This is a genomic window from Phaeobacter piscinae, assembly GCF_002407245.1.
GTDB classification, from domain to species: Bacteria; Pseudomonadota; Alphaproteobacteria; order Rhodobacterales; family Rhodobacteraceae; genus Phaeobacter; species Phaeobacter piscinae.
In genome coordinates this window covers 2123099-2147104 of record NZ_CP010681.1, presented here as the reverse complement: position 1 = coordinate 2147104, position 24006 = coordinate 2123099, and the positions used below count along the sequence as shown (strand labels likewise).

At 61.6% G+C, this 24006-nt stretch carries 25 protein-coding genes and 1 other RNA gene; 13 read left to right on the top strand and 13 right to left on the bottom strand.

The genetic code is table 11. From position 1 onward, the window contains the following. Positions 1-19: 19 nt before the first annotated feature. The 7 genes from phaeop14_RS10060 to phaeop14_RS10030 all read right to left on the bottom strand — a co-directional run bounded on the left by phaeop14_RS10060 (position 20) and on the right by phaeop14_RS10030 (position 7692). The gene (locus phaeop14_RS10060) at positions 20-1174 is read right to left on the bottom strand and encodes a TFIIB-type zinc finger domain-containing protein (RefSeq protein WP_096789440.1); all 1155 of its coding nucleotides are present in this window, start codon (positions 1172-1174) and stop codon (positions 20-22) included. A gap of 9 nt (positions 1175-1183) precedes the next feature. Continuing rightward, on the bottom strand, positions 1184-1711 hold the full coding sequence (locus phaeop14_RS10055; RefSeq protein ID WP_096789439.1) for a cytochrome b: 528 nt from the start codon (positions 1709-1711) through the stop codon (positions 1184-1186). An 86-nt stretch (positions 1712-1797) separates the two neighbouring features. Then, positions 1798-2991, bottom strand: coding sequence for an SPFH domain-containing protein (locus tag phaeop14_RS10050; protein ID WP_040180300.1), 1194 nt, complete (start codon positions 2989-2991; stop codon positions 1798-1800). A gap of 98 nt (positions 2992-3089) precedes the next feature. Further along, the gene (locus phaeop14_RS10045; RefSeq protein ID WP_040180066.1) at positions 3090-3974 is read right to left on the bottom strand and encodes a DUF2927 domain-containing protein; all 885 of its coding nucleotides are present in this window, start codon (positions 3972-3974) and stop codon (positions 3090-3092) included. 86 nt (positions 3975-4060) lie between these two features. Beyond that, positions 4061-5257 (bottom strand): toxic anion resistance protein, encoded by a 1197-nt coding sequence (locus phaeop14_RS10040; RefSeq protein ID WP_040180064.1) that lies wholly within the window; start codon positions 5255-5257, stop codon positions 4061-4063. Between the two features lie 22 nt (positions 5258-5279). Next, complete coding sequence (locus tag phaeop14_RS10035; protein WP_096790280.1) at positions 5280-6197, bottom strand: 5-bromo-4-chloroindolyl phosphate hydrolysis family protein; 918 nt, start codon at positions 6195-6197, stop codon at positions 5280-5282. A gap of 190 nt (positions 6198-6387) precedes the next feature. Then, positions 6388-7692, bottom strand: coding sequence for a pseudouridine synthase (locus phaeop14_RS10030; protein ID WP_096790279.1), 1305 nt, complete (start codon positions 7690-7692; stop codon positions 6388-6390). Between the two features lie 62 nt (positions 7693-7754). On the opposite strand from phaeop14_RS10030, the gene phaeop14_RS10025 reads away from it, so the two are divergent. Continuing rightward, on the top strand, positions 7755-8216 hold the full coding sequence (locus phaeop14_RS10025) for a nucleoside deaminase (protein ID WP_096789438.1): 462 nt from the start codon (positions 7755-7757) through the stop codon (positions 8214-8216). 61 nt (positions 8217-8277) lie between these two features. Then, positions 8278-8901 (top strand): DNA-3-methyladenine glycosylase I, encoded by a 624-nt coding sequence (locus phaeop14_RS10020; protein WP_096789437.1) that lies wholly within the window; start codon positions 8278-8280, stop codon positions 8899-8901. 38 nt (positions 8902-8939) lie between these two features. Here phaeop14_RS10020 and phaeop14_RS10015 read toward each other — a convergent pair whose 3' ends face one another. After that, positions 8940-9632 carry a metal-dependent hydrolase gene (locus tag phaeop14_RS10015; protein WP_096789436.1) on the bottom strand — a complete coding sequence of 231 codons (693 nt, stop codon included), beginning with the start codon at positions 9630-9632 and terminating at the stop codon, positions 8940-8942. Between the two features lie 195 nt (positions 9633-9827). Here phaeop14_RS10015 and gatC point away from each other — a divergent pair, with 195 nt between their 5' ends. The 6 genes from gatC (at position 9828) to rpmG (ending at position 13999) form a co-directional block, all read left to right on the top strand. Then, positions 9828-10115: an Asp-tRNA(Asn)/Glu-tRNA(Gln) amidotransferase subunit GatC gene (gene gatC / locus phaeop14_RS10010; RefSeq protein WP_008561736.1), complete on the top strand. Its 288-nt coding sequence runs from the start codon at positions 9828-9830 to the stop codon at positions 10113-10115. A 3-nt stretch (positions 10116-10118) separates the two neighbouring features. After that, the gene (gene gatA, locus phaeop14_RS10005) at positions 10119-11606 is read left to right on the top strand and encodes an Asp-tRNA(Asn)/Glu-tRNA(Gln) amidotransferase subunit GatA (protein WP_040180060.1); all 1488 of its coding nucleotides are present in this window, start codon (positions 10119-10121) and stop codon (positions 11604-11606) included. Between the two features lie 39 nt (positions 11607-11645). Further along, positions 11646-12419 (top strand): hypothetical protein, encoded by a 774-nt coding sequence (locus phaeop14_RS10000; RefSeq protein ID WP_040170834.1) that lies wholly within the window; start codon positions 11646-11648, stop codon positions 12417-12419. 16 nt (positions 12420-12435) lie between these two features. Then, positions 12436-13149 carry an N-acetylmuramoyl-L-alanine amidase gene (locus tag phaeop14_RS09995; protein WP_096789435.1) on the top strand — a complete coding sequence of 238 codons (714 nt, stop codon included), beginning with the start codon at positions 12436-12438 and terminating at the stop codon, positions 13147-13149. A gap of 154 nt (positions 13150-13303) precedes the next feature. Next, positions 13304-13724: RNase P RNA component class A (rnpB, locus tag phaeop14_RS09990), an RNA gene on the top strand. 107 nt (positions 13725-13831) lie between these two features. Further along, positions 13832-13999, top strand: a complete 168-nt coding sequence (rpmG, locus tag phaeop14_RS09985) for a 50S ribosomal protein L33 (RefSeq protein WP_007814563.1) — start codon at positions 13832-13834, stop codon at positions 13997-13999. A gap of 402 nt (positions 14000-14401) precedes the next feature. Here rpmG and phaeop14_RS09980 read toward each other — a convergent pair whose 3' ends face one another. Together phaeop14_RS09980 and phaeop14_RS09975 are read right to left on the bottom strand one after the other, a co-directional pair. Beyond that, positions 14402-14875: a GNAT family N-acetyltransferase gene (locus phaeop14_RS09980; protein WP_096789434.1), complete on the bottom strand. Its 474-nt coding sequence runs from the start codon at positions 14873-14875 to the stop codon at positions 14402-14404. A 125-nt stretch (positions 14876-15000) separates the two neighbouring features. Then, the gene (locus tag phaeop14_RS09975; RefSeq protein WP_096789433.1) at positions 15001-15777 is read right to left on the bottom strand and encodes a Bax inhibitor-1/YccA family protein; all 777 of its coding nucleotides are present in this window, start codon (positions 15775-15777) and stop codon (positions 15001-15003) included. A 48-nt stretch (positions 15778-15825) separates the two neighbouring features. Here phaeop14_RS09975 and phaeop14_RS09970 point away from each other — a divergent pair, with 48 nt between their 5' ends. Next, positions 15826-16971: a DMT family transporter gene (locus phaeop14_RS09970; protein ID WP_244905749.1), complete on the top strand. Its 1146-nt coding sequence runs from the start codon at positions 15826-15828 to the stop codon at positions 16969-16971. A gap of 90 nt (positions 16972-17061) precedes the next feature. Here the strand turns inward: phaeop14_RS09970 and phaeop14_RS09965 are convergent, their stop codons facing one another. Next, positions 17062-17277 (bottom strand): DUF1127 domain-containing protein, encoded by a 216-nt coding sequence (locus tag phaeop14_RS09965; protein ID WP_096789432.1) that lies wholly within the window; start codon positions 17275-17277, stop codon positions 17062-17064. Between the two features lie 127 nt (positions 17278-17404). Between phaeop14_RS09965 and phaeop14_RS09960 the strand changes: the two genes are divergently transcribed. Next, positions 17405-18298 carry a LysR family transcriptional regulator gene (locus phaeop14_RS09960; RefSeq protein WP_040170835.1) on the top strand — a complete coding sequence of 298 codons (894 nt, stop codon included), beginning with the start codon at positions 17405-17407 and terminating at the stop codon, positions 18296-18298. Between the two features lie 124 nt (positions 18299-18422). On the opposite strand, the gene phaeop14_RS09955 is transcribed toward phaeop14_RS09960, so the two are convergent. Then, a complete protein-coding gene (locus phaeop14_RS09955) occupies positions 18423-19394 on the bottom strand; it encodes an NADPH:quinone oxidoreductase family protein (RefSeq protein ID WP_096789431.1) in 972 nt (323 codons plus the stop codon). A 366-nt stretch (positions 19395-19760) separates the two neighbouring features. On the opposite strand from phaeop14_RS09955, the gene phaeop14_RS09950 reads away from it, so the two are divergent. The 3 genes from phaeop14_RS09950 (at position 19761) to phaeop14_RS09940 (ending at position 22445) form a co-directional block, all read left to right on the top strand. Beyond that, the gene (locus phaeop14_RS09950) at positions 19761-20132 is read left to right on the top strand and encodes a helix-turn-helix domain-containing protein (RefSeq protein ID WP_040170404.1); all 372 of its coding nucleotides are present in this window, start codon (positions 19761-19763) and stop codon (positions 20130-20132) included. 65 nt (positions 20133-20197) lie between these two features. Then, entirely contained in the window at positions 20198-20992 is a 795-nt protein-coding gene (gene hisN / locus phaeop14_RS09945; RefSeq protein WP_096789430.1) for a histidinol-phosphatase, read from the top strand. A 112-nt stretch (positions 20993-21104) separates the two neighbouring features. Next, positions 21105-22445, top strand: a complete 1341-nt coding sequence (locus tag phaeop14_RS09940) for an 8-oxoguanine deaminase (protein WP_096789429.1) — start codon at positions 21105-21107, stop codon at positions 22443-22445. Positions 22446-22589: 144 nt separating this feature from the next. Here the strand turns inward: phaeop14_RS09940 and guaD are convergent, their stop codons facing one another. Further along, positions 22590-23876 (bottom strand): guanine deaminase, encoded by a 1287-nt coding sequence (gene guaD / locus phaeop14_RS09935; RefSeq protein WP_096790277.1) that lies wholly within the window; start codon positions 23874-23876, stop codon positions 22590-22592. Positions 23877-24006 lie beyond the last annotated feature (130 nt).

Genomic DNA, 24006 nt, shown 5'->3' with positions numbered 1-24006 from the left:
CCTGCGCCGCGTGGCCGTTCTAGCGGGTGCCAAAATAGGCAATGGCGGCACCGATCACCATGGCCACTGCAACGGCTGCGGCGATCTTCCATGCGGAGTAGGGGCGTTCGCCCTGCACCCGGCCCGATTGTCCGTTGACCACAAACCGATAGGTTTTGCCCCGATACTTATAGGCCGCGAGCCAGACGGGAAGCAGCACATGTTTGAACGTGATATCGGAGAAATTGCTGTCGATATATTCAATGCGTTGCCGGTCGCCGCCGATATCAAACCGCACATCGCGTTCGATCACCCGGCGCATCCGTGCATTGGCTTCGCTGTAACCGTCGGCCAACTCCACCGCATAGGCCTCCGCCCGGAACCCGGCCAGATACTGCGGCTGATAAGGCTCCAGCGCCGACAGATCCCAAGGTTCCAGCGCGTCGGTGTTCTTTTTCGGCAGGCTCTTGGAGGCCAGCACCAGAACATCGTCAAAGAACCGCTGTACCCGCCCCGAGACAGGCCGCCAGCGCACCTTCGGCACCTGCCGGGACTGGCGATTGCCATCAACCACGACGGTTTCGGTGACATAGTAGACCGTGCCGCGCTGACCGCGATACTGGGATCGGGTTTCAGCATCGAAGGTCCAATAGGGCACATAGATCCCGTCCATCCGCCGCCCCTTACGGGCATATTTCTGCAAACCGTTTGGCGCAAACCACAGCTGACCCAGCCAGTCCGCCATCGCCTTATGGGCGCTGCGCTCATCAAAGGCGAAGGGCAGCACACCCTTCGGCTTGATATGGCGATGGGTGCCGGTATCCGTGACCATGGGCGTGTCGCAGAAGGGGCATTCGCCGGCGTGGTCCTTTGGGTCCAGCTCCACCTGTGCGGCGCAATTGGGGCAGCGCAACACACGGGTTTCTTCCATGTCGGCCTCAGCCAGACCAGAGGATAGCGCGGTGTCGAAATCCAACTCGCGCAGACTGCCACCGCGCCATGGACCAGATCGGATCGCCTCCTGATGGCCGCAGTGATCGCAGGTCAGCGTGCCGTTTTGCGGGTCATAACGATAGTCTGCGCCGCATTGTTCGCAAGGGAACCTGTGGTCTTCCAGCGGAGGCTGGGCCTTGGCCGTATCAGAGCTTTCGACAACAGGCGGTCCGGGCGGCGGCGGAGGTGGGGTTGGGGTCACGGGGGAGCCTCAAAGATATTTATGCAGCAGTTTTGGCACCATGATGCGTAGGGCGTTGTCCTTCAACAGGAAATGACGCCAGAGATGAAAGACCCCATGCAGCACAATGACGATGAGCAGCGTGTCAAAGGCGATTTCATGCACCTCTTCAGCCAATTCATGCAGGCTGCGGCTGCCGACGCCGGGGTTGATTGGAACAACACCAAAGGCGTGGATCGCAAAGGGGGCCAGCAACCCGGCGAGTGCCCCGGTAGCAACCATGACCGGTAAGCCGATCTGCAATACGCGGTGGTTCAGCCCGTGGAACCGCTTGGCCCAGCCGGGCAGCTTGGGACCGGCGCGCCCCGCCGGCCCCTTGCGCAGATAGATCGCGGTCCAGAACAGCACGACCACTGACAGGATCAACCCAACCCCGGCATGGGTCGCCAACGCCAGCCCTGGGGGGACGTTGTTGTCGTCTGGCTCCACAAGATAGAAGTAGACGATAAGAGCGAGGCTGAGCCAGTGGAGCCATTTGAGCGCGCTGCGGCGTGCCATACCTGCGAGATCCTTCGTGGCGAGAGGGCTGCGATGTCCGCGAGACGGGGCGCCAAATATCGTGGCGCCCCATGTGTGATCGGGTGTCAGCCCGCCGGGGCAGGTGGCGGTGGCGGCGGTGGCGGGGGCAGGATTGTGAAGAGCTGCGCCAGTTCCATCACATCACCGGCGGCTTTCCAACCATCCTGACCGGGGGTCCACACCAGACTGTCTCGGCGCAGCGCGCCCTCCTGCGCCATCCGTCCAAGGCGGGCCTTAGAGAAAGGGCCGCTGGTCTGGCCATTTTCAGCGATGTGCCAGACATGTTCCACCGGTGGAGGCGGCGGGGCCACGGGAGCGGCCTGCGGCGCCGGTTGCGGGGCAGCGGGTGCGGGCCGTGCGCCCCAGGGACCGGCGGGCTGACCCGCTGCATGACTGGCGGCACCCGGTTGCGCCATCTGCGCCATCTGTTGGGCCATCGCCATGCCCATCCCCATGCCCATACCGGTCCCCATCCCGCTGTTGGGCGTCTGGGCGGCGGCGGTCATCGCTTCGGCGGCAGAAAATTGCGTGTAGCGGCCAAGATCACCGACGATCCCCATCTGGGTGCGCTTGTCCAGCGCCTGTTCGACGGCGGCGGGAAGTGAGATATTCTCGATATAGAGTTCCGGGATCGCGATGCCGTACTCAGCGACCGTGGCGGAAATCTCCGCCGCAACCAGCTTGCCCAGATCAGCCGTATTGGCCGCCATGTCCAGCACCGGGATGCCAGAGCCTGCCAAGACCCGGCTCACCTGTTGCACAATGATATTGCGGATCTGGAAGGAGATTTCATCCATGGTGAATTCGCCATCGGTGCCGACGATCTCGGTCAGGAACCGGGCCGGGTCCACCACCCGGATACTATAGGTGCCAAAGGCACGCAGACGCACGGGGCCGAACTCCGGGTCGCGGGCCATGATCGGGTTCTTGGTGCCCCATTTCAGATCGTTGAACCGGGTGGTGTCGACGAAGTAGATCTCCGATTTGAATGGCGACTGAAACCCGTGATCCCAATGCTGCAACGTCGTCATGATCGGCATGTTATTGGTCTCCAGCATGTAGAGACCGGGGGTGAAGACATCCGCCAGCTGACCCTCATGAACAAAGACCGCGGCCTGACCTTCACGGACTGTCAGCTTGGCGCCGTATTTGATCGCATGTCCTTCGCGCTCAAAGCGCCAGACCAGCGTGTCATTGGTGTCGTCGGTCCAGTGGATGACGTCGATGAACTCTCCCTTGAGAAAGTCGAAAATACCCATGGTTTCATCCTCCTTCGGCGATGCGGCTGGCATCATGGCGGGCGTGCAGGGCAGCACAATGTTGGGCGCGCCGAGGCGCGGGCGGGAGACAGCCGCGCTTAGCGCGGTTCCCCCATGATATCATAGGCAATCGCCTGCACGATGGGCCGGGCCTCATCGGCGGACATGCCGGGGCGCAGGCGCGGATCGTACAGGATTTGCAGAAGTTTTTCGTCCTGACTGGTCAGCAGCGCAAATTCATCATCATCGTTGAAGATTGACGGCCGCGCCTGCGGGCTGTCATTGCGCAGGCCAAGGCCCTGAGCGATCTCCTCGTGGATACAGCTCCGGCGGGCCAGATCGGGGTGTTCCGCGCGGATAAGAGCCACTCCGCGCATATAGGATGACGGATCCGCTTGCAGCCCCCCGGCGCGCACCAGGCAATAATAGCTCTGCGGCGGGTTGGCAAAGACCTGAAGATCGGCGTCGCTGATCGACGGCAGGATGTCCCGCACCCGCCCCGCCACATAGGCGCTGTCATCCGCGCCGGCAAAGATCACATTGAAATTGGCGCGGGCACGGCTGGTCGTTGTGCTGATGGGATGACCGGTGATCCGGGCCAGACGGGCGGCGTAGGCCTCCAGCGTTGCGCGGTCTTTCTGCTGTTGCTCCGCGCTGACGGAGGGGCCGAAGTCGGCGCGCAGACGCACCGGCCCCTGCCAACGCCCCAACGCCCCGGAGGTGCGCAGGTTATTGCTGCCATATTCGTCGTAAAAGGCAATCTGTTCAAAATTCCGGCGCAGATCGTCCGCATCATAAGGCGTCTCTGGCCCGCCACCATCGGTGCGCAACAGCCCACGGGTCAGCAGATCCTGCTGCAGTGCGCCGTAGTAGCGGGCCAGACGCTGGCTTTCGGCAGAAGGGGGCTTTGGCGCCGGCGCGAGACCTGCGGGTCGCGTCGGCGGCACCAGCGAGGTGCGCTCAGCCAGTGGATCGCACCCCATCAGAAGCGCCGTCCCAGCGAGCGTGGCGAGCACCGCTGGGATCAATCGCCGCCGGGGCGGCCGCGGTCTTATGGGGTGGGCCTTGCTCATGCGGTGCCGGGGACCGCCGTGGCAGCTGTGTCGCCTACACCGTCGCGGCGCGCTTTGGCGGCGGCCAATGTGTCGCGCAGCTCGGCTTCCATCTTTTTCAAATCTTCCTCAGCCGCAGCGCGTTTGGCCTTGCCGTCGTCGGCGATCTGCAGGCTTTCCTGGATGGTTCCGATCAGATCGGCATTGGCCTGCTTCACCGCTTCGATGTCGAAAACGCCGCGTTCCATCTCCTGACGGATCACCTTGTTGGTTTCGCGCAGATTGGCAGCGTTGGAGGTCAGCAGCTCATTGGTCAGATCATTGGCATCACGCACGGCGGCCGCAGCCTCGGCTGAGCGCTGGATGGTGACCGCCTGCGCCAGCTGGGTCTCCCAGAGCGGCACCGTGTTCACCAGCGTTGAGTTGATCTTGGTCACCAGCGATTTGTCGTTCTCCTGAACCAGCCGGATCGAAGGCAGCGACTGCATGGTGACCTGACGGGTCAGTTTCAGATCATGCACCCGACGCTCCAGATCGTCGCGGGCCGCGCGCATATCGCGCAGCTCCTGTGCGCGCATCACCTGATCGCTCTCAGGCGCAGCGGCAACAGCGGCTTCCAGGGCCGGGATTTCATTGGCATCCAGCTCGGCCAGCTTGGCCTCTCCTGCGGCGATATAAAGCGCCAGCTCATCATAGAAGCTCAGCGTCTTGGCATAGAGCAGATCCAGCGATTTGATATCCTTGAGCAGCTGATGCTCATGGCCGAGGAGATTATCGGTAATCCGGTCGATCTGGCCCTGAACATCCTCAAATCGGGCGGTGAACTTGGCAAAAGGCGCCGCGCGCCCCAGTAGACGCTCCCAGAAACTGCGCTTGCGGCGCACATCCAGTTCCGACACCGAAAACCCGCGGATGGTGGTCACGATATTGCGCAGGCTGTCACCGGCCGGGCCAACGTCCTTGTTGCGGACATCGGTCAGCATGGCCTGGCTGATCTGCTGCAATTCCGCCTGGGCACCGGAGCCAAAATTGATGATCGAATTGCTGTCCGACATGTCGATCTGCGCCATACGGGACTGGATATCGGCGCTGGTGGCCTCATCGGCCTGCTCCAGCGACTGGATCTCAGCCACCGGTTCCGGCAGTTCAATCGCGGTGATCTCGGAAACGATTTGCGTTTCCTTGGCGGCTTTCTTCTGGGTCGTCTCGGACATGTGCAAATTCCTTATGGCTGTGTCAGCGGGTGTCCAGATGAACGCCCTCGCGCTGCAAACGATCCCGCAGCACGTCGATTTCAACGGTCAGATCGGTGCGATCTTCCAGCAGCATCTTGCGGGTGCGGGCGGCAAAGTTCTCCTCAAGATCGCGCAGCAGAGTCAGATAGTCCTCACGCGATTTGGTGTCGCCACTGCGGGTATAGATATCGGCAAATTTGATCGTCGCATCGCGCGCGCCCATTAAATAGACGGTGAGATAGCGCCGCGCACCGGTCAAATCGCGGGGGTCTTCCTCAACCGTACGAAAGAGGTCACGCGCCACCTCCTGAAAGGCCTCAACCCGCTGTTCGACCTGACGGTCTCGGGCGCGCAGGGCGGCATCGGTCATTGCCGCAAGATAGGTTTCGGCCTCGTCTACAACACGGGCGACGCGATCACGCTGGAAATCATCAATGCCCTCGGCGCCCTTATCCCGCAGGGGATCAAGGCCAAAGGCGGCGAGATGCAGGCCAGCTGTCGCCGCGGCATAGATCAGCGCGCTGAGGGCGCCGGGATCCTGCCGCCAGGCCGCAAACACGGCACCGACACCGCAGAGTAGGGCGGCCAGGATTTTGCGTGGCAGGGCAGGGCGGCGGGCTACTTTGCGATCATCATAGGCGGCTTCAGCCCGCAGACCATCGCGCAGCAGATAGGCCGAACCGGCCCAAGTTGCTGCGGCAAGCAGGCCAAACGCCAGACCGGCTGCATCCGAGAAGACAGACATCAGCGCCACCAGTCCCGCAGGCAGCGCCATCAGATTGGCGCGCATGCCGACGGGGTCGACTTTGGCGCTGCGGTAGCCGTTGGCGCTGGAGGTGCTGTGACCGGAGGCAGGGTCTTTGTCGGCCCCTTTGTCGCGGCCATCCGGGCTGTATTTGCCGCCAAAACGCTGTGCCATGGGATCAGCCTCCGACCAGCCAGCCGGTTGCCAGGCCAATCATCAGGATCAGCAAGGCCACAAAGGCGAGTTTCTGCACGTCTGTTCCCCCAAGATGAGCGCTGCAAGCAATTGGAAACTTAGGATATGCAGCGGCATCTTGCTAGGGGGAACTCTGAGAAGTCGGGCGCAGTTTCTCAGGGCAGGGCGCTCAGCGGCGCGTTGGTTTGCCGCCACCACGCGGTGCGGCACCTTTTCCAGAGTTGCGGCCTGGACCGCGCCCGGAATCGCGCCCTGTGTCCCGGCTGGCGCCGCCACCTGCGGGTTTGCTGCCGGGTTTGCCGATTGGCTTGCCGCCGAATTTGCCCGCAGGCTTACCCCCGGGTCTGTCTGCGGAACGGTCAGTTGCCCGGCCTGCGGGTTTGCCCTTGCCAGCAAATTTGCCGTCTGGTTTTCCAGTGGAGCGGCCACCGGAACGCTCGCTGCCTTTGTCGCCCGGGCGATCTGATGCGCCGAAGGATCGCCCTGATGGTTTCCCGCCGGGTTGTTTGCCACCCGGTTGTTTTCCGCCCGGCTTACCGCCTGATTTGAAATCTGGTTTCGCGCCGGGCGCTGTCCCAGGTTTGCCCGCACCGGGGCGTCCACGCGCCGGGCGGGTCGGGCGTTTGGGCTTCTCGTCTGCCTCGGTCTCCGGCGTCTCCAGCCCCAGCTGATCGCGCACCACGCGGGGGCGCAGCTCTTCGACTTCACCAGGTTTGAGGCTGCCCAGCTGGAACGGACCGTAAGACAGCCGCAGCAGGCGGTTCACGGTAAATCCGATGTCTTCGATGGCACGGCGGATTTCGCGGTTCTTGCCCTCGCGCAGGCCGATGGTGAGCCATGCGTTGGCCCCCTGCTGGCGGTCCAGCGCGACGGTCATCGGCTGAAAGCGCTCCCCCTCGATCACCAGCCCCTGACGCAGCGGTTCAAAATCGGTGTCTTTGGGGCGCCCGTTGATGCGCACACGGTAGCGGCGCAGCCAGCCGGTGGAGGGCAGCTCCAGCTGTCGCTTGATACCGCCGTCATTGGTCAGCAGCAGCAGCCCTTCGGAGTTGAGGTCCAGCCGCCCCACGGTCATCACGCGGGGCATATCCTCAGGCAGTTCGTCAAAGATGGTCTTGCGGTCCAGCTCGTCACTGGTGGTGGTCACCAGGCCCGACGGCTTGTGATAGAGCCACAGCCGGGGTGGTTCCGGATCCTGCACAGGGGCGCCATCCACCGCAATCCGATCCTTCCCCAACACCACATTCAGCGCCGGGCTGTCGATGATCTTGCCGTTTACCGCAACGCGCCCTTCGGCGATCATCCGCTCGGCTTCGCGCCGCGAGGCGACGCCGGCCCGTGACAGGACCTTGGCAATGCGGTCGCCCTCGGGGCTGTCACCGGTCACAGCTGTATCTGTCGGTTTCTTGCTGGCGCGGGCGGGTTTCGCCGCACCGGGGCGCTGGCCCCTGGGGGAAGATGGTGTTTTGCTCATACTGAGGCCATAGATCATTCCGCGCAGTTGCGAAAGCTCCCATTCTGGGGCAGGGAGGGGCTATGCCGTTTCGTTCTCACATGGATATCGCCCTTGCCGAAGCCCGTGCCGCAGCCGCGCGCGGGGAGGTGCCGGTGGGGGCCGTCCTGATCTCCCCAGCGGGGCAGGTGGTCGCCCGGGCAGGCAATCGCACCCGAGAGTGGAGCGACCCGACCGCCCATGCCGAAGTGTTGGTGATCCGCGACGCCTGCGCTGCCGCCGGGTCGGAGCGCCTCAATGGCCATGATCTCTATGTGACGCTGGAACCCTGCGCGATGTGCGCCGCCGCTATTGCCGCGGCCCGCATTCGCCGTGTCTACTACGGTGCGTCCGATCCCAAGTCCGGCGGCGTGGCGCATGGGGCTTGCGTGTTCTCGCATCCGCAGGCGCATCACGCGCCAGAGGTCTATGAGGGCATTAGCGCAGAACCGGCTGAAACCCTGCTGAAGGCTTTCTTTGCTGCGCGCCGTTCGGCGGATGGTTGACCCGGCTGCTGTGCTGCCCATAGCCTAATAGTCCGGTCGCGCCGCAGGAGGGCAGAGAGATATGAGCAAGGATTTTCTAGCCCCTGACGGGCAGTCGCGCTGTGGCTGGGCTGGATCCGTTCCGGAGTTTCTGCCCTATCATGATCACGAATGGGGCTATCCGGTTGCGGATGATCAGCGTCTGTTTGAGAAGATTTGTCTTGAGAGTTTTCAGTCAGGTCTGAGCTGGCGCACCATTCTGGCCAAACGCGAGAATTTCCGGGCCGCCTTTGCGGGGTTCGACTGGACCCGTGTCGCCCGGTTTGGCCCTCAGGACGTGGACCGCCTTTTGCAGGACGCAGGTATCATTCGCCACCGCGGCAAGATTGAGGCGGTGATCAACAACGCGCGTCGGGCAGAGGAAATGGTCGTCGCCGAAGGATCTCTTGCTGCGTTTTTCTGGAGCTATGAGCCGGGGCCGGACGATCAGGTACCGCCGCAGACCGCCTCCATCACGCCGCAGTCGATTGCGCTGTCAAAGGAGCTGAAAAAACGCGGCTGGAAATTCGTCGGACCCACCACCTGCTTTGCCTTCATGCAGGCGATGGGGCTGGTGAATGACCACGCAACAGACTGTATCTGCAGACAAAAAGCCGCCAAAGCCCGCGCCGCCTTCACCTCCCCCGCTGTGCAGCAGGCGGGTTGAGGTCCTAACCCGCAGGTCATCTGGTGCCCCGACGGCGCTTATAGCTTGATCGCCTCGAGCACCTGCGGTTCGATCACCGTCACCTCCGGCAGGGCATCCGCCAGTTTCTCAGCGCTCTGCTCCAGGATCGGGAAGGTGCGGTAGTGGCAGGGGATCAACGTTTTGAAATTGAAATACCGTTTCGCCGCATAGGCCGTCTGCGCCATATCCATGGTGAAATGGCCCCCAGCGCTCAGGATGCCGATGTCGGGTTTGTAGTAGTCGCCGATCCAATCCATATCCGCCATCACCCCGGTATCGCCTGAGATATAAAGCGTTTTCCCTTCGCTCATCAGCATATACCCCACCTCGCTGCCCGCTGTTCGTAACCCATCCTGCGTTGCAAAAGTTGAGCTGTGAGAGGCCGGAACCATGGCGAGGTTTGGCCCGTCCAGATTGACAGTGCCGCCCTTGTTGAAGCCGATGGTGGTCACATCTTCGGTTTCCCCCCAGATACCCATCAGGTCATATTGGCCCACAATCGGCACATTCAGCCGCCGCGCCAGCGCCAGCACGTCAATGACATGGTCAAAATGGGCATGGGTCAGGATAATATGGGTGGCGCCTGCGATGGCGGCCTCGTGCTGATCGTCGCGCAGCATCGGATTGCCGGTCAGCCAGGGATCAACCAGCAGAACCTGTCCTGCGGTCTCGATGCGAAAACTGCCGTGGCCCAGCCAGATGATCTCCATGTCCTATACTCCCTCACTGCGGTTGCGATCCGGCCCGGTCGGGGCGTCGTCCTGTCTCAAGCCTATCGTGGCAGAGGCAAAAATCCACAGGCTCAGGTGCCTTGGGGTCGAATTCCCGGGGCTTTCACGCGCCCGCAGGCTTGCGGCGGCGGCGGTGCGGCGGTAAATGCGTGCTAACACGAGATGAGGGTTTCCATGTCGATTGACCAAAGCACCGCCGCCAAAGTGGCCAAACTGGCCCGTATCAAGGTCGAAGAGGACGCGCTGCCCGCTCTGGCAGATGAGTTCAACACCATCCTCGGCTTTATCGAGCAGCTGAACGAGGTGGACGTCGAAGGCGTCGAGCCAATGACCTCCGTAACACCGCAGCGGCTGAAGCGCCGGGTGGATGAGGTCACGGATGGCAATCAGCAGGACAAGATCCTCGCCAATGCTCCCGATGCCCGCGAAGGCTTTTTCGCAGTGCCCAAGGTGGTTGAATAAGACATGACCGAACTGAACAAACTGACCCTGTCCGCCGCTCGTGACGCATTGCGCAAGGGCGAAACCACCTCTGTCGAGCTGACCGAGGCCTGTCTGAAAGCGATTGATGCCGCGGATGCGCTGAATGCCTTCGTGCACAAGACGCCCGAGATTGCGCTGGAACGCGCTAAGGCGGCGGACGTACGGATCAAGGCAGGCGACGCGCCTGCCATGTGTGGCCTTCCCATTGGCATCAAGGATCTGTTCTGCACCAAAGGTGTCGACAGTCAGGCGGCCTCTGGCATCTTGGAAGGCTTCAAGCCCGAGTATGAATCCACCGTCTCCCAGCAGTTGCAGGATTCTGGTGCGGTTATGCTGGGCAAGCTGAACATGGATGAATTCGCGATGGGCTCATCCAACGAGACATCTGTCTATGGCAACGCAGTCAGCCCCTGGCGGCGCGAGGGCGATGAGGCCCAACTGACACCGGGCGGCTCCTCCGGTGGGTCGGCATCTGCTGTGGCTGCTGATCTGTGCCTGGCGGCAACTGGCACCGATACCGGCGGGTCGATTCGTCAGCCTGCGGCCTTTACCGGTATCACCGGCATCAAACCCACTTACGGGCGCTGCTCGCGCTGGGGTGTGGTGGCCTTTGCCTCCTCGCTGGATCAGGCCGGTCCGATGACCAAATCGGTGCGCGATGCGGCGATGATGCTTGAGGCGATGTGTGGCCACGACCCCAAGGACAGCACCAGCGCCGATCTGGCGGTGCCGAATTTTGAGGCAATGCTGACCGGTGATATCAAAGGCAAGAAAATCGGCATCCCGCGCGAATACCGCATGGATGGCATGCCTGCGGAGATTGAGAAACTCTGGTCCGAAGGGGCGGAGATGCTGCGCGCAGCAGGCGCCGAGATCGTCGATATTTCCCTGCCGCACACCAAATACGCGCTGCCAGCCTACTACGTGATTGCCCCTGCTGAGGCGTCATCAAACCTCGCACGCTACGACGGTGTGCGCTACGGTCAGCGCGCCACGCTGGAGGGCGGCGACGGCATCACCGAGATGTACGAGAAAACCCGCGCCGCGGGCTTCGGCCATGAGGTGCAGCGCCGTGTGATGGTTGGTACCTATGTGCTTTCCGCAGGTTTCTATGACGCCTACTACAATCGTGCCCGCAAGGTCCGTACCCTGATCAAAAAGGACTTCGAGGATGTTTTTGCGCAGGGTATCGACGCGATCCTGACACCGGCCACGCCCTCTGCGGCCTTTGGTTTGGGGGAAATGATCGACGCGGATCCGGTGCAGATGTATCTGAACGACGTCTTCACCGTGACCGTGAACCTCGCCGGTCTGCCGGGGATTTCCGTGCCTGCTGGTGTTGATGCCAAAGGGCTGCCGCTTGGTCTGCAACTGATTGGCCGCCCCTGGGAAGAGGGTGATCTGCTGAATACAGCCTATGCGCTGGAAGAGGCTGCCGGGTTTGTGGCCAAGCCAGGGCATTGGTGGTAAACCCGGTTCTGATCTGAGCAGAACAAACAGGTGGTGATCATGCGTGCATTCCGGTCCATCCTTGCGACCAGCAGCCTTGTCCTGCTGGCCGCGTGCCAACCCCCGGTGCCCGACAGCGGGCCAGAGGCCGGGTTTGGCTCCAGCCCCTTCGACGGGGCGCCTGCGACCGGCACCACCATCAACGGCGATCCACTGGTGCCACCGGCACGGGTCGCCAGCGAGCCTCTGCCGCGCGCTGTGCAGCCCGCGCCCCGCGTGGCGGCGCGCACCAGTGGTGCGGGAACACTCGCCTCCTCCGGCGGCAGCAGCGATGACATCGCGCGGGAGACCGCAGCGGCACTAGAGGCCGCACGCAGCAATTCCGGCACCGCCCCGATTGAGGCCAGCCCCTCCAACCCGGCACCGGCGCTTGCGGGCAATCCGCAGATTTCGGACGAGAATGACTTTGACGCGGTTGCCTCGCGTCAGAGCATAGAAAGCGACGCAGAGCGGCTGGCCCGTCAGCGCGCGCAATATCAGGTGGTGAGCCCGACTGCCGTGCCCACCCGCAGTGGCAGCCGTGATCCCAATATCGTTCGCTACGCGCTGAGCACCTCCAATCCGCGCGGGCAGCGCATCTATTCGCGCTCGGGCATCAATCTTGCGGCGCGCTCCTCGCGCAATTGCGCGGGCTTTGCGTCGCCAGAACTGGCCCAGATCGCCTTTCTTGCAGCAGGCGGGCCGAAGCGTGACCGTCAGGCACTTGATCCCGATGGCGATGGCTACGCTTGCGGTTGGGACCCGGCGCCTTATCGCCTTGCGGTGCAGAACTGACGCCGGGCGGCGTGGCGTGACCGAGGTCCCGAGCAATCCTGAGGAGGGTGAGGCCGCCATTTGGCATCCGAGCCCCAATTTCAATGCGCGCCGGAATGGGCTGCGCCCAGAGCTGGTCGTTCTTCACTACACCGCAATGGAGCACGCCGAGGCGGCTCTGGCACGGCTCTGTGATCCGCAATACGAAGTCTCCGCCCATTATCTGATCGGCGCTGACGGAACGCTGTGGCAGATGGTGCACGAGGCGGATCGCGCCTGGCATGCAGGTGCAGGTGAATGGTGCGGGCAGGGCGATATCAATTCACGTTCCATTGGGATCGAACTCGACAATCGGGGGGATCACCCTTTTTCTGCGCCGCAGATGGCGCGATTGGAGACGCTCTTGCCCGCCATCCTGCAACGTTGGGAGATATCGCCTACAGGGGTGATCGGTCACTCCTGCATGGCGCCCGGCCGCAAATTCGATCCCGGCCCGCGCTTTGACTGGGCGCGTCTGGCGCGGCAAGGACTGGCAGCCCCCGTCCCGAAGGTCACGGCGGCTGCTCCACCCATTCCGCAGGAGCCATGGGCGCGCACGGAGCTTTTTCGCGCTCGCGCGCAGGCGCGGGGCTTCACTGCAGATGTTGACGACGCCACGCTGCTGCAGGCGGTGCGTCTCAGGTTTCGGCCCGGACAACGCGGACCGTTGAGCGATGCGGATATACAACTGCTTCTGCCTAGCAATCGCTAAAGGTAGCCCCACGCGCCGCCCATCTTCTGGCGAAAATATCCTGAGGTGAATTGCCCCCGATCCTGAGGGGGCGAAAGGGGCAACGCCCCATCTCCGTTCTTACGGGGCACAATCTGCTTGACGCCGGGCGCGGTTGTTTCTAGGCGATCAGGGCGCAGAGGGCTGGATGGCCGCGGGAGGCCGCAAGGCATCACGAGGAAAGTCCGGACTCTACAAAACGACGGTGCCGGGTAACGCCCGGGCAGAGCGATCTGACGGAGAGCGCCACAGAAAACAGACCGCCCGCACGCGCCTGCCTGTCAGGCGATCCCGTGTGGGTAAGGGTGAAACGGTGGGGTAAGAGCCCACCGCGCCGCTGGCAACAGGGGCGGCATGGCAAGCCCCACCGGGAGCAATGCCAAATAGGACCCCCGCGCGGGCCGGTCGGCGTCAGCCGATACCGCCGCTAGGCATGTTTTGGCCAAGAGGGGTCGGGTTGGCAGCTGGAGGTGCGCAGCAATGCGCATCCTAGATGAATGGTCATCGAAGGGGCCTTGGCCCCGGAACAAAATCCGGCTTATAGGCCCTCTGCGCAAAATATCCCGGCGAACCCTCTTGACTCGCGGGGTGGTGCAGGTAAAAGCGCACGCTCATATAGGAATTTACCGAGAGGCCCCTGCCTTTTCGGACGCAGGAGAATACCATGGCGAAGCCGACCACAATCAAGATCCGCCTGAACTCGACCGCGGGCACGGGCCACTTCTACGTGACCAAGAAAAACGCACGCACCATGACCGAGAAAATGGTTGTGCGTAAGTACGACCCGGTCGTGCGCAAGCACGTTGAATACAAAGAAGGCAAAATCAAATAAGCCTCTTGATGTCGCGCAGCCGCTGGCCGCGATATCAACCCCCGATTTTCGGGACAGTAGATAAGAAGGGTCGCACCGTAGTGCGGCCCTTTTTTGGTTGGCACAGCAAGTCTTACCCGGCGCACCACAAGTTTTATGAAAATCCGGTTGGTGAAAGTCCGGCCCGCTGGATGCTTTGGCGCGTTAATGGCAGGTTTCCCCGCGACAAGTGATCTCGGGATGTGGGTGAGACAGTGGCGCCGAGGTGCCTCGCCGGAAGTGCAAGGTCTCGGGCGGTCACAGCACCACAGGTCGGCTCGGGGGAGCGACCAGAGCAGGAGGCAGCGGTGGGGCTGCCTCCTGTCTTTTATGGGACGCAGCGCGCGTCGTTGGTGGCTGTCAGAGCGGTCGGAGATACCTGTGTCAGCCGCGCCACTCGGCCATGATCATGACCGGCTCCATTCCCATACGCGCCATCAATGCGGCGGAGGCGCTGTTGAACGGCGCATATGTGGTGGCAACGACCTGGATGCCTTGGAGCGCCACAGCGCGTTTCAGATCCGCGATCAGCGCTGCTCCCACGCCCATGCGCCGCCAGCTTTCTGATACGGCGATGTGGTGCAGCATCGCGCGGGTCTCAGCCCGGCGCACAGGCAGGGCAGGGCGGTGTTCAATCCCATAGATCATATAGCCCATCACGCTGCCCTGCGGGCTGACCGCAGCGCGGGCGGTCACGCTGCTATCGCTCAGCCATTCTTCCAGCCAGCGGGTCAATGCGGCGTCGTCTGGGTCTGCGGGGTAGCGATCGGGTTGATGGGCCACGTGCAACGCATGCAGGTCCTGCAGCAGGGGGATCAGGCGGTGGGCGTCTGCGGGGGTAATATCGATCAGATCCATGGGTGTCTCAAATACAGCGGTGAAGAGAGGCCTGCTGGGCGGCAGCAGGTCGGCTGGGCAGGCAAAGAAAAAGGGCGGATCGTGATGATCCGCCCCGGTCGTGCTTAGGTCTGGAAGGTGTCGCGTTATTCGCGGTTTCCAAGCAGCTGGAGCAGCATCATGAACATATTGATGAAGTCCAGATAGAGGCTCAGCGCGCCCATGATGGCGGATTTGGCGAGCCACTCCTGGTCGCCCATATGGGCGTGCTGCAGATACTCATTCTTGATCCGCTGGGTGTCATAGGCGGTGAGACCCGCAAAGATCAGCACGCCGATCACCGAAATTGCGAAAGCAATCGCTGAGGAGGCCAAGAAGATATTCACAACCGACGCCACGATCAGACCGATCAGGCCCATGATCAGGAAGGCGCCCATGCCGGAGAGGTCCTTCTTGGTGGTGTAACCCACCAGCGACAGACCCGCAAAGGCGATAGAGGTGATCAGGAACACCTGCACGATGCTCTCACCGGTGAACACCAGGAAGATCGAGCTGATGGACACACCCATCACGGTGGCGAAAACATAGAACAGCAGCTGGACGCCAGCGGCCGACATGCGATTTGCCGCCGCGCCGATGCCAAAGACAAAGGCCAGCGGGGCAAACATGACAACCCATTTCAGCGGCGAGGCATAAAGCGCATAGCCGATGCTGGTCAGATATTTGTCAGCGCTCAACTGGGCTGCGGCATTGGCGGGGTCCGTGGTGACCGCGAGGCCGGAAATGGCCCAGGCCGCCAGAAAAGTGATGAATGTGCCTACGGCCATGGTGCCGTAGACCTTGTTCATGTGGGCGCGCAGCCCCGCATCGATCTCCGCAGAGCGTGCGCCCGCTGTGGATCGGATGGTGTCAAACTGTGCCATGTATCATGGTCTCCGTCTCTAAACTCCCTCGCGCAGGTTCCCTGCTGCGTGCAGAGACCTGGCGTTCCTCGCAAATATCGGGTGAAGCGGGGCGCGGTTCAAGCCTGTAGATCGAAGTTTCGACGCAATTATCGACAAAAAGCGGCGGAAGGTGGGGCGCAGGGTAACGATGCAGTCTCTCGTTGGTTGCCTAAGGAGCATAATACCGAGACGTTATGCATAACTCAGCCTTTGGTTGCATTTTTGTTGTGGTGGCGGAGCGCATTTGACATGTCTTTTGTCATGAGATCACAGAACACACATCTTCAGGGGATCGGTTTGCGTCTTTTGGCCGCATTCCTGATGACCGCCATGTCAGCAGCCATCCATGGAGCGGCACAGAGTGTGCCCATCGGTCAAATCATGTTCTGGCGATCTGTATTGGCACTGATACCCATCGTCTTGTATATGATTTGGCGCGGTGAGTTCCCCGCTGCGTTGAAAACACGGTATCCGCGCCTGCATGTGACCCGAAGTGCTTTCGGCGCGTTTTCCATGGCTATGTCTTTTGTATCTCTTGCTTATCTTCCCGTCGCCAATGCGCAGGCCCTGGCCTATCTGGCGCCAGTTCTGGTCTTGCCGCTTTCGGCGATACTGCTTGGTGAACGGTTGACCGCTGCGATCATCATCGCAATTTCCTTTGGGTTTGCCGGTGTGGTGTTGCTGTTGTGGGAAGCAATGGAATTGCCCGGTGATGGGGCTTTGATCGGCGTGGTTGCTGGTCTTGCCTATGCCGTCACTATGGCGTTTGTTCGGGTGCACACAAAAACGATGATGGCAACGGAGGGGTCGTCTTCCATTGCCTTTTACTTTGCAATTGTCTCTGCCGCGCTTGGGCTTGCATCTTTGCCCTTGGGCTGGGTTTCCCTCAGCGCTGAGATGTTCGGATGGCTCGCTTTTGCCGGGCTGATAGGTGGTGTTGGTCATATCGTCGCCAATGAAGCGGTAGCACGGGCACCGGTCAGCACGCTCGCGCCTTTTGACTATACCGGCCTGGTCTGGGCGCTTGGCTTTGATCTGGTGTTGTTCTCGGTGGTGCCGGGCGCGTTGGGGGTTTTGGGCGTCTTCGCCATTATCCTTGCGGCACTGCTGGTCACCTTTACGGGCCGCAGCAAGCTACCTGATCCGCTCAAGACGCAGGCGCACATACGCTGATACCCCGAATATCACGCTCATCGGTCTGGAACAAAAAAAGGCCCGCAGTGCGGACCTGTTTGTCTTACGCTCTCTGCCGACGCGTTGACGTTAGCGGGTCCAGTTGTTCGGGGCATCCCAGATCGGACGGCGGGCTTCTGCTTCGGCGTCGCGTTGGCTGATGCCCATGTCCTCAAGCGCGGAGGGATCCAGCTGCGCCAGCATCCGGCGTTCGCGCCAGACGGCGAGGGCATGGGACACGGTTGCCAGGATCGAACGGCGGGGGGCGCAGGAGGTGGAGCGCAGGCTGTTGTCCATATAGGTCATAATTTGCGTCCTTTTCTGGATCTATGATGGTGTGGTGCGTTGTTATCAATTCTGTTGATGTATATGGCGCAGTGTGATTGATATGAAAAACGAATGTTTATGATTTCAACTATCAAGGATTGTGATGATGCGGAATCTCGATATCACCACGCTGCGCTCCTTCGTTGCGGTTGCGGATAACGGTGGGGTAACCCGCGCCGCCGGCTTTCTGCATCTGACCCAGTCTGCGGTCTCTATGCAGCTCAAGCGACTTGAGGAGCTGCTGGGGCTGCAACTGCTGGATCGCTCTGGCCGGACAATTGCGCTGACCGCCTCCGGGGAGCAGCTGCTGGCCTATGCCCGGCGGATGGTGGCGCTGAATGATGAGGTGATCGGTCGGCTCACCGATCAGGCCTATGAAGGCGAGATTGTCCTTGGGGTGCCGCATGACATTGTTTACCCGGCGATCCCGCAGGTGCTGCAGCGTTTCAATGCGTCGTTCCCGCGGGTGAAGGTGCAGCTGATCTCCAGTTTTACCCGCTCGCTGAAGGAGCAGTTCTCGCGCGGTGAATGCGATCTGATCCTGACCACGGAAACCACCACCTCGGAAAATGGTGAAACACTGGCCGAACGTCCGCTCTGCTGGATCGGGGCTCCCAACGGGTCTGCTTGGCGGCAGCGTCCGCTGAAGCTGGCCTTTGGTCGGTACTGCACCTTCAGGCCCAAGGTGGTGGGCGCGCTGGATGCAGCTGGTATTTCCTGGGAGATGGTGGTGGAAACCGACAGTGACCGCACAATTGAGGCAACCGTCAGCGCCGATCTTGCGATTCATACGATGATTGAGGGGACCGAACCGCCGCATCTGGTGCAGATCGACCATGGCGGCAACCTGCCAGAGCTGCCGGTCCAACTGATCAATCTCTATGGGGCGGAGACCTCTGGCTCTCCCATGGTGAGCGAGCTGGCGTTTCTTGTGCGTAAGGCGTTTCAGAACATCAGCGCCCCGCTGGCTGCCGCGCAGACGCATTGGACAGCTGCCTGAGGTCTCACCTCAGACCAAGACCCGCGCCGCCCTTGTTTGCGGTGCGGGTTCTCATTGCATGACATGGCCTGGTGGGGCGTGGAAGGGCTAAGCAGGACAGGGCAGGGCTGCAGCCAAGCTGTCGTTAGCCCTGCTCTGGTCGGATCATGATCACCACCTTGCCCGTGGCCTGCCTGCTGCGCAGCAGCTCCAGACCGTCAGCGACCCGATCCAGCGGCAGCCTGTGGCTGATATGCGGGCGCAATGAGCCGTCGCGGTACCACTGAAGCAACCGTTTGATCGCCCCTTGGATTACCACCGGCTGGCTCTTGAGGTAGCCGCCGAAGTAAAATCCGATCACGCTGAGATTTTTGACCAGCAGATGGTTCGCAGGGATCTGCGGCACCTCACCCCCGGCAAAGCCGATCGGCAGCAACCGGCCGCCGGGGTTGGTTGCGCGAAAGGCGGCGGTCCAGACCTCGCCGCCGATGGCCTCATAGACCACATCCGCGCCGCCCAGATCCTTGACCGATTGGCGCAGATCGTCACTGGCATCGATCAGATGGTCCGCACCAGCGGCCTTGGCCACAGCCAGTTTCTCGGCACCGCGGGCATGGGCAATCACCCGCGCGCCCAGCCGCTTGCCGATCTCAACCGCCGTGAGGCCAACGCCCCCTGCAGCGCCGGTGACCAGCAGCGTCTCCCCCGGCTGGAGTCGTGCGCAGTGATCAAGTGCCACAAGTCCGGTGCCATAGGTGATCTGAAACGCTGCTGCATCGGCAAAGGACATCTCATCCGGGATAGGTGTGACCCGATCGGCTGGAAAAATCCCGGCTTCGGCCAGGCCACCCTGACCGGAAAACACCGCTACCCGGTCGCCAACGGCCAGCCCATCTACATCCGCGCCAACCGCCTTGATCACGCCGGCCAGTTCCAACCCCGGCACAAACGGCAGGTCTGGCGTGTCCTGATATTTGCCGCTAAGAAGAAGAAGATCTGCAAAATTCAACCCACAGGCGTATATTGCAACTGCAACTTCTCCGCTTTTCGGGGATCTAACGTCAACCTCTGCGATAGTCGGCGAGATGTCGAAGCTGCTAACACTGTAGGCGCGCATATCATTTTTCCATATCTGGCATGGGGTAAGGTGATTCTGAGTGGTAAAACCATGTCAGATTCGCAATCGGATCACCTCACTATTTATGGGGAGGTGCGGAACATGAGTAAAACATGCAAAAAAGTGAAATAAAAATGGTGCATGAAATCATGCGTTTGACGCACAGGCGCCCATTGCGGCGAGAGTGACTGCTTGAATTCAACCGTTAAGGTCGTACACTCAACCCCAATGGGAGCGCCTTGTTCGTTGGTACAGGGACTTACGGGTTTTTTGGCAACATTGGTCTTGCACGGTAATTGCCGGGTGGGCGGGGGTTAAGAAAGACGGCTAGGGTGGCACCCAGTTGGTAAATCTTAGGAGAAACGCATGGCTCATCCAGTGGACGTGCACGTGGGGAAACGCATCCGGCATCGCCGGTGGCTCATCGGCATGACGCAACAACAGCTCGCAGAGCTGGTTGGTATCAAATTTCAACAAATCCAAAAATATGAAACCGGTGCAAACCGGGTCAGCGCCTCTCGGCTCTGGGATATTTCTGACGCGCTCAGCGTTCCTGTCAGCTTCTTTTTTGAAGGGTTGCAGGACGATGCTGCGCCAGCATCGGATAAGGCGCAGGTGCCTGATGATCTGATGGGCGACAAGGAGGCACTGGATCTGGTGCGGTCCTACTACGCGATTCCAGAGAACCAGCGCCGCCGTCTGTTCGAACTGGCGCGCGTGCTCAGCGACGCGGCTTGATTTTCCAGCCTCGAGTGGGGGCTTGGGGCTTGAAATATGCGCGGTTGAATGTCACCCCTTTGGGTATGACTTCAGCCGCGTTTTCAGATCTGGAGGTTGCCCATCGGATGGCCGATGCTGCACGCCAGGCGATCCTGCCATATTTTCGTTCAGACGGACTGCAATCCGACAACAAACTGGACGAAGGCTTTGATCCTGTCACCATTGCTGATCGCGCCGCCGAACAGGCGATGCGGTCCGTGCTCGCCGAACTGCGCCCCGAGGACAGCATCCTTGGAGAGGAATACGGCGAGACCACCGGCCCATCCGGACGCATCTGGGTCCTTGATCCGATTGACGGCACCCGTGGCTTTATCAGCGGCACCCCGACCTGGGGCGTTCTGATCGCGCTGGGGGACAACCGCGGCCCCTTTCTTGGCATCATCGACCAGCCTTATATTGGTGAACGTTTTGTCGGCACACCCGATGGCGCCAGCCTGAGCGGCCCCTTGGGAGAGCAGGCGCTCTCTGCCCGCGCGACGGTCAACCTGTCAGAGGCAACGCTGTTCACCACTTTTCCCGAAGTCGGTAGCGACGACGAACGGGCGGCCTTTCAACGCGTCGCCAGCCAGGTGCAGCTGACCCGCTATGGTATGGATTGCTACGCCTATGCGCTACTGGCGGCGGGGCAATGTGATCTGGTGATCGAAGCCGGTCTGAACGCTTATGATATTCAGGCGCCGATTGCGGTCATTCAGGCGGCAGGCGGCGTGGTGACCAACTGGCAGGGCGCGCCCGCGCATGAGGGTGGCCAGGTGCTTGCAGCTGCCACGCCCGAGTTACATGCCGCAGCGCTTGCACTGATTCAGCAAACCGCTTGAACTGCCTGCATACAATCCGCTAAACCACTCCAGCGCGCCGAGTCCTTTGCCCGTATTCTGTCGGCGCGTTTTCACACTTCACCGAAATGGGCGGCCTGATGGAGTGTGACCTGTGCCTGAGATTCTGATTCAAAATATTGATATCGCGCTGACAATGGATGATCAGCGCCGCCAGCTGTCGGCTGTGGATCTGCGCCTGCGTGACGGGATTATTGCTGAGATTGGCAGTGATCTCAGCACCACAGGTGAGCGGATCAGCGGCCGCGGCTGCGTGGTGACGCCCGGCCTCGTGAATACCCACCACCATCTCTACCAGAACCTCACCCGCGCGGTGCCCGGCGCGCAGGATGCGTTGCTGTTTGGCTGGCTGAAACGGCTCTACCCGATCTGGTCCGCCTTCACGCCGGATGATATCCATGTCTCCGCCCAGCTAGGCTTGGCGGAGCTGGCCTTCTCGGGCTGCTCGCTCACCTCTGATCATCTCTACCTCTATCCCAACGGCAGCAGGCTGGAGGACACGATTGAGGCGGCTGGCGATATCGGCCTGCGCTTTCAGCCGACCCGTGGCGCCATGAGCATCGGCGAAAGCGCGGGGGGCCTGCCGCCGGACAGCCTGGTTGAGGATGAACGCGCCATTCTTGACGATATGATCCGGGTGGTGGACCGGTTCCATGATGCCGCTGAGGGGTCGATGTGCCGGGTCGCATTGGCGCCCTGTTCGCCGTTTTCCGTCAGCCGCGAGCTGATGCGGGACAGCGCCCTTCTGGCGCGGGACAAGGGCGTCATGCTGCACACTCATCTGGCCGAAAATGACGAAGATATCGCCTATTCCCTTGCGCAGTTCGGCTGCCGACCCGGCCAATACGCCGAGGATCTGGGCTGGACGGGCCCTGACGTCTGGCACGCCCATTGTGTGAAACTGGACGCTGAGGAGATTGATCTCTTCGCCCGGACCCGTACCGGTGTGGCCCATTGCCCCTGTTCCAATTGTCGGCTCGGCAGCGGTATCGCGCCGCTGCGCGCCATGCGCGATGCGCGGGTACCCGTTGGGCTGGGGGTGGATGGATCGGCCAGCAATGATATGGCCAGCCTGATCAGTGAGGCACGTCAGGCGATGCTGCTGCAGCGGGTCGCGCAGGGCGCCGATGCCATGAGCGCCTATGAGGCGTTGGAAATCGCCACGCGCGGCGGGGCAGAGGTGCTGGGACGGCCCGATGTGGGGCAGCTTGCGGTGGGTAAACGCGCCGATATCGCCATCTGGGATGTCACCGGCGTGGCCTCAAGCGGCAGCTGGGATCCGGCGGCCCTGTTGCTGGCAGGGCCTGCACAGGTGAAACATCTCTTCGTTGAGGGGCGTCAGATCATCCGCGACGGCACCCTAGCGACCATGGATCTGCCAGGGCTCCTGGAACGGCACCAAAAAGCCACCACACGTCTGATGCAGCTGGTTTGATGCGACTGATCTGACGCAGCTGGCCTGACGCAACTGGCCAAACCGGGCAACAGCGCTTCGCCCTGCTTCTGGCGCCAAATATCCCCGCCGGAGGCAGAGGCGCGTCAGCGCCTCCCTCGCTTTGTCCTCATGTCGCGACGGGCTTCAGTCGCGTGCGCCGTTGATCCAGACCTCCGCAACCGCCCGGTCATCGCCCATCATGATGGTGGCAAAAACCGCCTCCCAGAGATCTTTCGCCCCGGCGCTGCGCTGCGCAATGGCGGGGGTGGAGGCCAGATCCAGCACCACCAGGTCCGCCTCCATGCCAGGGGCGATATTGCCGATCTGGTCTCCCATGTGCAGCGCGCGGGCCGAGCCTTGCGTGGCCAGCCACAGCAATTGCGCCGCATGCAGTGGCGTGCCGCGCAGCTGGCCAACCTCATAGGCCGCCGCCATGGTGCGCAGCATCGAAAAACTGGAGCCGCCACCGGTGTCCGTGGCCAGGCCAATCCGTTGGCCTTCTGCCATCAGCCCGGCCATATCAAACAGCCCGGAGCCGATAAAGGTGTTAGAGGTAGGGCAATGCACCAGCGCCGCGCCAACCTCGCGCAGCCGGGCACGCTCGCGGTCTTCCAGATGGATGGCATGACCATAAAGGCCGCGTGCGCCCAACAGGCCAAATTGCTCATAGGTATCCAGATAATCGCGGGCCTTGGGAAAGAGCGACTTCACCCAGGCAATCTCATCCGTTTGCTCGCTCAGATGGGTCTGCATCAGACAGTCCGGATGATCGGCCCAAAGCGCGCCCATGGCCTCCAGCTGTTCGGGTGTCGAGGTGGGAGAGAACCGTGGCGTGATCGCATAAGACAGCCGGTCAACCCCATGCCAGCGCGCGATCAGCGCCGCACTGTCGTCATGGGCCGATTGCGCGGTGTCGCGCAGCCCGTCCGGGGCGTTGCGATCCATGCAGGTCTTGCCTGCAACAACCCGTTGGCCCCGCGCCTGCGCGGCGGTGAAAAACGCATCCACGCTTTCGGGATGGATGGTGCAATAGCTGCACATGGTGGTGGTGCCATGGGAGCGGGTCAGATCCAGATAACGCCCGGCGATCTCATAAGCATAAGACCGATCACCAAACCGCATCTCCTCGGGGAAGGTATAGCTGTTCAGCCAGTCAATCAGCCGTTTGCCCCAGCTGGCAATAATCGCGGTCTGGGGGAAATGCACATGGGCATCGACAAACCCCGCCAGGATCAGCCGGTCGCCATGATCCACCAGTTCTGCCGCCGGATGGGCCTTGCGCAGGCCCTCCCATGCGCCCAGCTCCAGCACCTTGCCACCGCCGATGGCGACCGCCTCATGCAGCTTTGCCGCCGCCTCCGGGCTGTCGCCATCAAAGGGGGTGTCTGTAAACGAAAGAACCTGTCCCCGTAAGATATAGTCTGCCTGCATAAGACGCGGTCCTTTCTTGCCAAACTGCGGTCCACAGGATACGCGCAGCATCATCGGCGGTAAATTACGTCATTGTCATTGTTTTTCGGTAACTGCTTCTTTTATTCCAGAAGCAACCGCGAAAAAGGGG